General features: G+C 65.6%; 9 protein-coding genes. 1 reads left to right on the forward strand and 8 read right to left on the reverse strand.

What is annotated here, in order from left to right; genetic code table 11:
• Positions 1-30: 30 nt before the first annotated feature.
• Positions 31-1,104 carry a hypothetical protein gene (locus GWK61_RS03360; protein ID WP_194904772.1) on the reverse strand — a complete coding sequence of 358 codons (1,074 nt, stop codon included), beginning with the start codon at positions 1,102-1,104 and terminating at the stop codon, positions 31-33.
• Positions 1,105-1,827: 723 nt separating this feature from the next.
• Between GWK61_RS03360 and serS the strand changes: the two genes are divergently transcribed.
• The gene (gene serS, locus GWK61_RS03365; RefSeq protein ID WP_194904774.1) at positions 1,828-3,108 is read left to right on the forward strand and encodes a serine--tRNA ligase; all 1,281 of its coding nucleotides are present in this window, start codon (positions 1,828-1,830) and stop codon (positions 3,106-3,108) included.
• 59 nt (positions 3,109-3,167) lie between these two features.
• Here serS and GWK61_RS03370 read toward each other — a convergent pair whose 3' ends face one another.
• The 7 genes from GWK61_RS03370 to GWK61_RS03400 form a co-directional block, all read right to left on the reverse strand.
• A complete protein-coding gene (locus GWK61_RS03370) occupies positions 3,168-3,476 on the reverse strand; it encodes a hypothetical protein (protein ID WP_194904776.1) in 309 nt (102 codons plus the stop codon).
• A gap of 12 nt (positions 3,477-3,488) precedes the next feature.
• Positions 3,489-4,559: a DnaB-like helicase N-terminal domain-containing protein gene (locus GWK61_RS03375; RefSeq protein ID WP_194904777.1), complete on the reverse strand. Its 1,071-nt coding sequence runs from the start codon at positions 4,557-4,559 to the stop codon at positions 3,489-3,491.
• 5 nt (positions 4,560-4,564) lie between these two features.
• Entirely contained in the window at positions 4,565-5,452 is an 888-nt protein-coding gene (locus GWK61_RS03380) for a hypothetical protein (RefSeq protein WP_194904779.1), read from the reverse strand.
• A gap of 82 nt (positions 5,453-5,534) precedes the next feature.
• A complete protein-coding gene (locus GWK61_RS03385) occupies positions 5,535-6,461 on the reverse strand; it encodes a hypothetical protein (RefSeq protein WP_194904782.1) in 927 nt (308 codons plus the stop codon).
• Positions 6,462-6,779: 318 nt separating this feature from the next.
• Entirely contained in the window at positions 6,780-8,585 is a 1,806-nt protein-coding gene (locus GWK61_RS03390; RefSeq protein WP_194904784.1) for a type IV secretory system conjugative DNA transfer family protein, read from the reverse strand.
• Between the two features lies 1 nt (position 8,586).
• Positions 8,587-9,828: a VirB4 family type IV secretion system protein gene (locus tag GWK61_RS03395; protein WP_228561672.1), complete on the reverse strand. Its 1,242-nt coding sequence runs from the start codon at positions 9,826-9,828 to the stop codon at positions 8,587-8,589.
• Between the two features lie 268 nt (positions 9,829-10,096).
• Positions 10,097-11,575 carry an SCO6880 family protein gene (locus GWK61_RS03400; RefSeq protein WP_228561679.1) on the reverse strand — a complete coding sequence of 493 codons (1,479 nt, stop codon included), beginning with the start codon at positions 11,573-11,575 and terminating at the stop codon, positions 10,097-10,099.
• Between the last annotated feature and the right edge of the window lie 9 nt (positions 11,576-11,584).

The following is an 11,584-nucleotide window of genomic DNA, read 5'->3' on the forward strand; positions in this document are numbered from 1 at the left end:
TGAGGTCGGTGCGGGCGCATCGTGCCACCATCAGCCCACGCCGACCGCGGAACGATGCGCGCGGCGGTCCGGGTTCGGCGGAAGCTGCGGGATGCCCGCATGGTGGATCTTTCGCATTAGAAGGTCGTGCTCTTCATGAGAGACGGCTGCGGCCGCGGACTGCGGGATGATCAGATCTAATCTTGCGGCTGGCACGCCTGTTTCGACCATCAGGATTTTGGCTTGGCCGGCGTGTGCCGCGTCATCAGTGGTGAACCGCAGGTCTACCCTCGCGGGTTCCCGACCGGCGGATCGCAATACCACCTGGCGGTAGCCGCGATCGTTGGTCATCGAGTGGTCCAGTCCTAGTCCTAGTCCTGTGCGCGCGTCGCACAGTGCCTGAATGAACTCCTCGTCGCGACGTTCCACACCTGGGGCGAAGTACATGTCAAGGGACCAGTCACTGGCACGGTGACCGAGGTCGCGGCGGCACCAGCCGTTGCCTGCGTAGAAGGCGAGTTTGTTCAACAATCCGATCCGGCGCAGCATCCCGCTGGCCGGCCAAGCTCCGTCCGCTGGGTAGGCACGCCTGCCGTAGAGCGCGTCAAGGTACTTCCGCTCGTCTGCGTGCAGGCTCGCCGTGTTCCACAGTGGAAGCATCTCCTCTGACCGTACGTATTGATCGATATGTTTGACGTAACGGCGCCACACCGAAGTGGTCGCCCCGGTAATGGTCAGCCCGGCTTGCCCCGCGAGCCAACGCAGGTGCAGACGATTCCGGCCGATCCCGGCGATCCGCAGTCCGGGGATGCCCCACTCGACATGCTCTCCGGGCCGACACGCCGGCAGCAGGTTATAGAGGAGCGCTCCGGCCAGTCCCGGATAGCCGACGACCAGCTCCAACGCTCCGCCAAGCGGGCGCACTGCCCCCAACATGCCCGGGTAGCCGTAGTAGTCTCCCCGCCGGATCAGTTCATAGAACGCCAGCTCCTCCAGAGCACACTGGTCGCCGACAGCCGCAGGGATGAGCACCGTGCCGCCGCGTGCGATCGACTGCTGATAGCACTCACCGGTGTACGACGAACGCAGAAGTGCGGGAGCCTTGTGGCCTTTTCGGGCGGTCATGGGTCTTTCCTCCAGGGTGGTGCCGACCTCACGTCCGTAGAGGAACTGCTGGTGGATGCTGCGATGGTGTGGCACAGCGGGCTGAGACAACTTCGTCGATCTTCGGCTGACCGGCACGTTGGTCGGTAACATGCCCAGCCCGGCCCCGCCCCGAGGCCAGAAGGAAGGGAATCAGGACCACGACCCAGCCGTCAAGGTGCCTACCCTCAATTGGGTGACAGGGTAGGAGAGCTACGCCGCTACACCGACCAGAAGCCCGGGTTCCCGGGCACCAGCCGACCAGTGCCTCCCCGCCGGTCCGCTTCGCGGAAGAACCCGCCTAGGACAGTATCGAAATCCGACGCAGAGAGCGTGCGTGCGTCGTCACCGCCCAGGATCGGCTCCGTTGGCTGGGCCGAAATACGGTGGTTTCGTTGGTGGGAGTCCGTATCCTTGTCGGCAACGCGTTGACGGAGACAAGTAGCGGCCTGATCCGCGAGTTCAGAGAGCTGCCGGTGGCTGTGAAGGCAGACTCGCTCTCGCCGTGAATCCACTCCCGAGCGCGGGGAGGAACGGCCCGCATCGCGGGCCCGATGCCCCGCCGACTGGCCACCGTCACCTGGCCTGTTGAGGCCGCCGCCTGCGGGTTGCGGCGAAGGCGTGGTGGTACCGCGAGCACCCTTCTCGCCCACGCCCCCAAGGGATCATGCCGGACCCCGGCTGATCGACAAGGAGCCCAGCGGCATGCTGGACATCAAAACCATCCGTGAAGAGCCCGACCGAGTCCAGGAAGGGCTGGCCAAACGCGGCCTGACAGTAGACCTGCGCGCGTTCCTGGAGCTGGACGACGCCTACCGCACGGCGCTGACGAACACCGAGTTGCTTCGCGCCCGCCGCCGACGCCTGTCGACGAACGTAGGCACCGCCTTGGCCAGCCGCGACGGCGACGCCGAAGCACTCCGCCAGCAGGCCGCCGAAGTCAGCGATCAAGTAGCCGCTGCCGAGAAGCAGCTGGAGAGACTGCGGCAACAACGCCAGGATTTCCTCGACGGACTGCCGAACCTTCCTGACGACGGTGTCGCCGCAGGAGGCAAGGAAAACAACGAGGTAGTGCGGACCGTCGGCGAGCCACCGATCTTCGACTTCCCCGCGCTGGACCACGTCGAGCTCGCCGAACGGCTGAAGCTGATCGACTACCGCCTCGGGGCGAAGCTGGGTGGCACGGGCTTCTGGGCGTACCGAGGCGACGGGGCGCTCGCGGAGTGGGCGCTGCTGAACTATTTTGTCGAGACACACCGGCGAGACGGTTACGAGTTCATTCTGCCGCCGCACCTGCTCACCTACGACGTCGGATACGCCGCCGGGCAGTTCCCGAAGTTTGTCGATGACGTCTTCACCATCCCCGGTGAAGAGCAGGGCCAGTTCCTGTTGCCGACCGCGGAGACCGCGCTGGCCGGGATGCATCGCGGCGAAGTGCTCCAAGCGGCCGGCCTGCCGTTGCGCTATTTCGCGTTCTCGCCGTGCTACCGCCGGGAGATCGGCGGGTACCGCACCACCGAGCGCGGCACGTTGCGCGGTCATCAGTTCCACAAGGTGGAGCTGTTCGCGCTCACCGCGCCCGACGACTCGGACGACGTCCACGCCGAGCTGCTCGCGAAGGCCGAGGAACTGGTGGCGGGGCTCGGCCTGCACTATCGGGTGTCGCGACTGGCCGCCGGCGATACCAGCGCCGCTATGGCGGTCACTTACGACGTGGAAGTCTGGCTTCCGAGCCTGGGTGACTATGTCGAGGTCAGTTCGGTGTCCAACGCTCGCGACTATCAGGCACGGCGAGGGGATATTCGGTTCCAGAACGCCGGTGTCAAAGCCGGGTTCGTCCACACACTCAACGCCTCAGGCTTGGCTACCAGCCGCCTACTGCCAGCGATCCTGGAGCAGCACCAGCGGGCCGACGGAGGCGTCGCCGTCCCCGCTGTAATGCGGCGATGGCTACCGGAAGTACTCAGCGTCGAGCAGCCGAGCTGACGCGCATCCGGTGCGGAACTGAGCTTGCCCGGTTCCGCACCGGTCGCCCCGCGGGGAGGTCACGGCATCTGTCGGAGTCGACGGACTTGTTGGTCGGCGTTCGCCATGAGTGCGGCGGCGGCGTCAAGGTCAGCGGTGAGCCCTGCGTCGTCGACTTGGAGCCATTCGTCACGGTCGTACAGCCACCAGTGCTCTTGGTGGCGAGCGATGTCAGTGATGGTTCGGCTCAGTGTTTGTGCCGTGCCTGCGGCGATCGCGGCGATCATCTCGGTGTGCGTGATCCGGCCGGCTTCCGAGATCGCGGACGTGCGCGGGGAACTCGCGGTCAGCGGCCCAGAATGCTTTCCGGTGGGGGCGGGTCGGTGCATGTTCGTCCCTCCCTACGGCCGGATGTCGGGCTGGTTGTCGGTGACGGCCGGCGTTGGTGGGGGCGCCAATAGCGGCGCCGAACTCTGCGCTATAGGCCCGGGTTGGGTTGCCGGCATTGCTTGCAGCTTGACCGTCGCGGTCGCCTCGGTTGCTGGCGCAGGTTCAGCACCACTGGCAAGCATCTTGGCCGCCTCGGCGGCGAGGCTGATGCGCAGGCTGTCTTCAAACAGGCGGCTACCGAGCTCGACGGCGGCGCCGACAGCAACGGCGGTAACAGCGAGACTCGCGACGTAAGTCGCGCTCGTCGCCGGGTCGTTCCGGTCAGGTTCAGGCTGGTCTTGTTGTCTGGCTTCGTTGCGTCGGCGGTCCAGTTCCCATTCGACGGTGAGTTCGCTGATGGGCTCGCCGTAGGAGTCAACGGTAATGATCGTCTCGTAGATCTCGCGGCGCGGCCCCGGGGCAAACACCTCAGGGGACAGCCACTCAATCTCGGCGACCCGTCCGCGGTGCTGGAGCACGTCAGCCAGAATGAGTTCTTCCTGTTGAGCGCGAGTCAGAGTCTGCGGCTCTGCGATCGGTGCAGCGATGGCTGTGTTGGCGTACGGCTCGGGTGCCGGGTTGCTTCTTTCTGAGATGTCGGGTTCTAGCTCGGCTTGGCGGCGCAGGGCCTGAGCAAGCCGATGCAGGTGGTCAGGTCCGGAATCCTGGCCGGGCCCGGTTTCCGGGACGTCGATACGGTCGGCGTGAGCAGCCAGGGTTCTGCGGACCTGAGCTTCGGCGACCATACGGGCGTAGATCGCGATACCCCCTGGCTCCGGGCACGCACGTGCCAGGCCGTGAAGGTAGTCGGCATCCACTCCCGGCAGGTCCAGGCGTGTGGCGATCCGATCGATGAGGCGGGCTGGGTCGTCCAGAGCTCCTGGGTAGATCGATGCGGCTTTGATCTCCAGGGCAACGGCCTGGTGAGTGGGGTGCTTCAGGAAGTCGGTGCCGTTCAGTGGATCCCGGATACGACCGGGATCGGTCAGCAGAGCGCCGATCAGGGCCTGTTCGGCGCGAAGGGCGAGCTGGGGGTCAGTCATCGTGGTCAGTCCCTTGATCCTTGCTTGCCGGCCGGAGTATTTCTGTCGGACTGGTCGGCGCGGGCCTGTTCCAGGCGCCGGGCGGCTTCGGCGGCTTGCGCCATCCTGGCGGCGGATTCGTCGAGGCTGGCGGCGAAGTCGTCGTGGGTGACTCGAATCCAGCTACCGGTCCCGTCGACGAGCCACCAGGTGCCGTCATGGTGGGCGTACTCGGGGATGCTCGGGCTCAGCAGCTTCGCGTTGCCCCGGCTGATAGCAGTGGCCATTGTCTTTGCGCTGATACGCAGTGAGGTGTCGGCCGCTTCATCGCTCAGCAGGCCCTGAGGAATCCCTGCCATGGCGTCGGCCCGCGCCCAGCTTTCCTGAAGCGACGTTGCGTTCGTGGTCAGGGGCTCCGCGGTGCGGTGACCGGCTCGGCATCCGGCGGCGTAGAAGCTAGCTGCGGCGGCGACCAGGTTGCGCATCTCAGTGTGCCAGTACCTGGCGGCTTGGCCTTGCGCGCCGGGCTGCCCGTTGGTGTAGATCTCCTCGCGCCAGGCCATCAGGGCCCAGAGCTCTTCGATGAGCCCAGGATGCTCCACCCAGCAGTGCGGCAGGCGACTCTCAGTGGACAGTTCATAGCGGTCGTGTAGCCATGTGACCCAATCGCGCAAAGTGGACCAGGCTCGGACGCGTTCTTCGGCCGACATGGCGTGCCACTCGACCAGTACCGCCTTCTGTGGCGGGGCCGTCGGTGCGGCGGGTTGCGGTGCGCTTGCTGGCTGGTCGGCACCGGGATTGTCAGCGGACGGTCTTGGGATGCGCACGGCGCGGCTGCGGAAGGTGGCGGGCCGGCCCTTGATCGGGCGGTAGCGGATCGACGTCTGTGACGAGTCCGGTGCGGGGTCGGTCATGGTGGTCCTAGCGAAGCGGTGGGGTACGTAGTGCAGAACTGGGCGCTTCAGAGTGAAGGGCAACGGAATACACGTGGTTGGACTAGAAAGGAGGCTCGATGGTCAGCTGCGACGTATCGGCTGGTTGAGGCGGGGGCCATAGCTGTTGTCGGCCTGGCAGCACCTTGACGAAGTCCACGGGGCTAACTGGTGTGGCGACTTGGATCGGCCGTGGCTGGAGCCGCGCATAGTCGTTTTTGGCCAGGTATGTTGCTGATTTACTTGCCAGCGAAACTCGAATGTCGGCGTCAACTAGATATTGAGCGGCCGTCAGTACATCATTCGGATTTATCTTGGTGTGGGCGATCCGTTCCAAATACGCGTGCGGTGCGCTTCGCGACTCGATGGTCTGGCGGTGCCAGTCCGACAGCGCTGAGATTTGGCGGTCCACACCAGCTGCCACCGCGGCGACGGAGACGCCTTGACCGCTCTCGTACAGATGGCGCATCGTAGTGATGTAGACGTGGCGGAGGTCGGCAGAGAACGCGTCGTCGGGCAGCCAGCGAACGATGTCGAGGTCGCTGGGGTTTGCCAGCAGGTGAGCTAGCACCGTCTCTTCCTGGTGCAGCCGCGATAGCGTGAGCGAGGCGGCCGGAAGGATCGGTCGCGGTGTCAGATCAGCGCGGTCGTCGAGCCACCTTCGGATTGCGCCGTCGCCTCGGCTGGATTCCGGTACCTCCGCCCGGTTGAAGGTAAGGCGGTCGACCCACCCGGGGTAGTCGACGATCACGCGGTAAATGTTGTCAGACGGGTTGTCAAGGATGTAGGCGGTATATAAGCCGCCGTCAATGCCGTAGACCGGAGTGCTGGGTACCACAAGTCCGTCGAAGGACCATGCGTCCCGCCATGCATGGATGTCCTCGTTGCGGACACGCTGTTCGTAGCGGGTAAGCCATACCACGTCAGCTTCGTTGGCCCTGAGAGTGTCGGGAGAAATACCACCCTGCTCGAGGTTCGTGAGTTCTCTCATTGCGATTCCTGGCGTTCCGGTGAGTGTGCGGGCTCGGGCAGGTCGGATGGACGTTGGCTAGAACGGCGCCTGCATCGCCTGCCGGATCGCGTCGTCGGTTGTCTGCGGTGAAGCCGAGATCTGCTGGCAGTCTGGTGCGGTCGCGGCGATAACAGGGGCGGGTTCACGTCGAAGGCGTGGTACATGGGGCGCGGCTGGAGCCGCATGTCGTAGGCGCGATCAAATACGGACGTACCGTCCGGCTCCCCTGTCAGCGTGCTTGTGTCGGCACCGTACTTTGAGTCCAAGAATCAGCCTGCAATTGGTTGGTGCTCCTGCTCATAGCTCTTCCTTGGGGCCAGCTCCGCAGCGCGAATATCGGTCGGCCCAGGCAGCAGCAGCCTCGAAGTCCTTGGCATATGCGCTCTCGTAGTGACGCTGCATATGGACCTTGATCGCCGGGGTGGTGGCGTGAACAACAAGGGCCTCTCGCCGGGCCTCCGACAGGGTCCGGACCTCTCCCGGAGTGATCGTCTGGCGATCCTGGAGGGTGGTCTGCATGGTGGTGCCGTGGCTGCCGCGCTGGTAGGTGGTCAAGGTTTCCCGGTAGCTGCTGGCCAGTTCAGAGAAGTCCTCGATGTCTTTCCCGGAAAGACCACCGAGTGCGATCTTGACCGTGGCCGAGCCCCACATCATTTCGGCGCCGTCGGTACCCCAGCGCGCCCGGATCTGGGCCATGTTCTGGGCAACGGCGACGATGAAGATGCCGGAACCTCCGCCATAACTCATCAGCGCTGGAAGGTGCGGGAGGGGGCTGACGTTGGGTACTTCGTCCAGGAACAGACCTACGGTCGGGTCGTGCCGGCCGCGCGGCGAGCGGTCCCCGATGGCCTTGACGGTGTCGGTGTAGTCGTCGACGAAGGCGGAGATCAGCGGTGCTAGAGCAGTGGCCTCCTTCTCGGAGACCATCAGGTATATGGTGCCGCGCTTGCGTAGGAAGGTCTCGATGTCGATACCCTCTCCGTCTGCGGGGCAGAAAGTATCGCGTGCGGTGCGCGACAGCAGCGGGGTGATCGCGGTCATCGCGGTGGTGAACATGTTGGATCTGGTCTCGGCCGGCGATCTGTAGATCCCGTCCAGGACGGAGGCGATCCTCGGGTCTGCGCCGGGGTGCTCGGCCAGGATGGTGATGGGTTCGGCAATGCGCGGGTCCAGTGCCCAGCGCAGAACGTCGTCCATGCTCTTGCCGCTCACGGCGGCGGCGTGCAGCCAGGCGGCGAGCATGGTGGTGGCGGTCGTGCCGAAGAACCCGGCACCGGTTGAGTCAGAGGTCGCACTCGATTTGCCGACCTGCACCATGACGTCGGCACGCTGGTAGGCCTTGCCGAAATCACGGCAGCCGCGGGTCGGGGACCACTGGACTCTATCCGGCCAGTCGATCATGCCTGTAGGGGCCATGACGGCGACCGGACCGAGCTCCTTGCGCAGGAACGCGGTGTTCTCCAGGACGTCTGCACGCACGCTGGTGACCAGGGCTGGGCCGGGCCAGCTGTGCAGCCAGGGGATGATGATCTGGGAGCTCTTGCCCTGCCGGGGCGCAGCCAAGACAAACACGCTGTTCTCGATCGAGCACCACAAGTGGAACGAGGTGGGTGTGACGCCGAGGCTGACACCGACATCGACGGCTGCGATCTTTACACCTTTCAGCGAAGGACGAACGATCGGTCCGCGTTGGACGACGGCCTTCTCACTCAGCGCTGCGGAGAGCTGCTTGTGTGAGGCGAAGCCGCGGCGGGACCGGCCTCTGCCGACGCTGCGCACGCCGATGACGATGCCGGTCGACATCGCGGCCAGGACCAGGGTGGCGGCGACAGCGAAGCCGGCCGGTCCGGGAAGATCTCTGCGCGCGGTCTGAGGCCATGCCTCCTTAGGATCGGCGAGGTGGTGCGGGAGTTTGGGGAGAACAGCAGCTCCCTGACCCAAACTGGCGTGGGGCCAGGCGGCGTGGGTCAACAGCCCGGCCAGCTGTCCGGTAGCCCACACCCCTAACACCGCCACCGCAGCAGCGGCCAGCACTCCAACGACTGCGTAGTCGCTGGGGCTGTCCAGCATGCCGCGCCGGGCGATCGTGGAATCGGTGGCCATGTTAGACCGCCATACGCTCGTTCGTGTAGTACAGCCTCGTCTCCAACGGAGTCAGGACGGTCTGAACCACGTGGCTGCTGGTACGGCCGATTTTCCAGATGGCGCGGCCGATCTGCTCGCCGGACCACGAGGCAATGTGTGCACACTCCACATCCGTCAACCCGATGACGTCCCTGGTCATCGCCAGCGGCGCGGTGTCCTGGCGGAGGCAGATCCGCACGTCGCAGCTGGATATCAGGTTCTTCGCGATCGTGACTTCCTCAGAGCCGGCTGCGCCGACCGCCTCGAAGTCGGCGAGTCGGTGCGTGGACAGCAGCTTGATGGTTCCCTGGCTACGCGAGAGCCGTAGGTCGCTGTCCAGCTTGCGGATCATGCTGGGGATTCGCATGGCCCGCCACAGCTCGTCCTGGATGACCAGGCGCACCGGCCCACCTGGAGTTGAGATGGCGGCCTCGCCCCAGGTGCTGACACAGGCCAAGGTCATGGCCACCGTCTCGTCGCCGCGACCATCGATACGGCTGAGGTCGACAGTCTGGATCGGTGCGTCGAAGTCCAAGCCGACGGTGGTCGGGCCGTCGAACAACCCGCTCAATGATCCCTGGACCATGTTTCCCAAGGCGTCGACAGCCGGGCGAATCATCTCGCGCAGTTCGCGGATATCGCCGTCTCGCACTCGCAGCTCGTCGACCATTTCCGGAGTGGGATCCCGCAGGATCGCCCACACCTGCGGGATGGTCGGGTCCACGAGCCGGTTACCGGTCGCCTCACCGGATGCCGCCTTGATCGCCAAGGAGACCGCTGCCTCCTCGGTCGGTGTCAGGTCACGGCCCAGGCGCATGGTCAGCAACGAGGACAGCAGGGAGATACGGCGGCGGTGGACGTCGTCCAGGCGCTCACGCAGTTGTTCGGGGTCCGTTGGCAGGTTTCTGCCAAGCGGGCCGGAGTCCAACGGGTTGAGACGATGGCCAAGTCCCGGCCCGAGCTCCAACGGCTCGACACCTAACGCCCTGGCAAGTGGGGCATATTCGTTTTTGATGTCGCCGAGCACGAAGCTGCGGATGCCGCACGCCATCAGCCGCATGGCCATGGCTTTGATCGTCGCGGACTTGCCGGTGCCTGGGACTCCAGTGACCAGGAAGTTCGGGTTGGTGACGTGCTGCCGGTGTAGCCACTCGATCGGGTGACAGCTGAAGGCGCCGCCTGTGAGGCAGTCGTAGCCCATGTAGATACCGACCGGCGGCATCGAGGCACCATACAGCCACGGGTACAGGCCTTGTAGTTGGCCGGTGGAGCCGCGGTGCACCGGGACCGACGGAGCTTTTGGCGCCCTGCCGGCGAACGGGCGGGCGTAGCCACGGCGCGGTGGGACCGGTTCGACTGGTTCGCGTCGGCTACGAGCCACCTTGGTCTGCGGAGGCGTCGTCGACGTGGGACTGGCGGAGTGCCCGAGTACAGAGGCGAGATCGAACTCCGGGAGCGAGGCGGTGTTCTTGCGCAAGAGTGCCATGGTTCTACCAGCGCTTCCGAGGCAGGCCCATACCAACCGGCAGGGCGGACAGGGCAAAACCAACGTCTTGTGCCAACCACATGCGGCGGACTTCGATGCGCGCGGCAGCCGCGTCTGCTTCTAGGCCGGCGCAGGCATCCTCCAGCTCCGCGGGGTCGGTCACGGTAACCGTGACGTAGGCGGAGAACCGCCCTAGTCCATGGCCGGCGGCACGCTCGGCGTCCTGAGCTTCAGCTCGGCGCAGCGCCTCCTTCTCAGCTTCAGGGACGATCTGTCCGGTTCGGCGACGCATACTGATCGCGACATGTCGGGCTGTGCGTTCTCTCATGACCTCACGCTCAGCCACGCGGGGACCGAGCGGCTCCATGTGCAGGCTGAAGGCACGCCTGTGTGTTCCCTCGCCGAGCAGGGGCCCAAGGCACGTGCTGTAGACCTGGTTTCGCGGCCAGGAGTGGACCCAGTACGTCACCGACAGCGCGCCATCGTGGGCGTAAGATCCCGCCGCGGTCTGGGCGGCGGCGGGTCCTGCCAGTGCCGGGTCGACGCCCGGCAGTGCGGGCGTGAGGTTGCTGATCATGTTCGTTGCGGCACGCCGGTCGGCCAGGTGTCGGGAGGAGTGAGGATCAAACGCAGTGCGAATCACCTCAGCCAGCTCCCGGCCATCCAGCCAGCGGTCGACGGTCAGGTCTGCCGCGCTGATCGAGGAGGTCAGGGCCCGCAGATGCCGAACCAGCACGGCCGCAGCGCCCGCGGTGCCACCACCGGCGCCCCTAATCGCAGATCCGGCCTTGCGCTCGTCCAGGGTGAAGGCCAAGAAGCTTTCCCGCTGGGAGGTGGCCAAGGTGGCGCTGTCCAGCAACGTCGAAGCGATCTCCTTCGCAGCATCCGGGGCGTCCGGAGACAGGTGGTCTGTGTGCCAGCGGCGCAGTGCAGCGCCGGACTCCGGGACGATCCTCTGAAGCGCCTGCACGCGGATGATGGGGTTGCCCTCGCTGCACAACCCGGACAGCAACTGACCCCAGCCGGCGACGCGCTGATCCCGGCGGCTGGAGTCGACCAGCCCGATCCCGGGGTAGCGGATGCGCGCGACCGCGGTGTAGCTGCGGTCGTGTCGGTGATGGATCACCGCCATGGAGCTGCCGTTACCGGTTCCGCTGTCCGCCTCGAGAACCTTCAGCGGTGCCAGAACACCGGGCAGGTCCATCGGCACGGGGCCAGCGGGGTCGGTCTTGGCCCGCGGAGCGAACGCCCCGCTGATGAACTTGTGCTGGCCGCGCACGCGCAGAATTGAGAACGACACGAAGGCCACCAGCCACTCATCCACGGTCCGGCCGGCGATCCGCGCGAACGCCATGGCCGTCAGGAGCACAGCGATCGGCCAGGTGACCACAGCATCAGCCATGTGTGAAACGGCCAGCGGCATGATCGCAGCTAGCACACCGGCGGCGAGCATCGTCGCACGCTGCCCGGACATGCCGAACATGAACGACAC

This window comes from Catenulispora rubra (genome assembly GCF_015356825.1).
Taxonomy (GTDB): Bacteria; Actinomycetota; Actinomycetes; order Streptomycetales; family Catenulisporaceae; genus Catenulispora; species Catenulispora rubra.